Genomic DNA, 212 nt, shown 5'->3' with positions numbered 1-212 from the left:
TCCCCATGTGAGAGTAGGTCATCGTCAAGATTAAATTCCGAAACCCCAATTGCGAAAGCAGTTGGGGTTTTGTTTTTCTATAGATAGAAGTTCCTTATTTTGCTGGCACGTCGCACAAGCGACGGACCGGCTACAGAATTTCTTGACGACCATAGAGCATTGGAACCACCTGATCCCATCCCGAACTCAGCAGTGAAACGATGCATCGCCGA

1 rRNA gene is annotated in these 212 nt (G+C 47.6%); it reads left to right on the top strand.

What is annotated here, in order from left to right:
• Positions 1–141: 141 nt before the first annotated feature.
• A 5S ribosomal RNA gene (rrf, locus tag ACL9RJ_RS33310) occupies positions 142–212 on the top strand; the annotation flags it as partial.

The sequence above is a fragment of the Pseudomonas sp. Mn2068 genome, assembly GCF_049319725.1.
Lineage (GTDB): Bacteria > Pseudomonadota > Gammaproteobacteria > Pseudomonadales > Pseudomonadaceae > Aquipseudomonas > Aquipseudomonas gingeri.
This window is presented reverse-complemented; position numbering and strand designations above follow the sequence as displayed.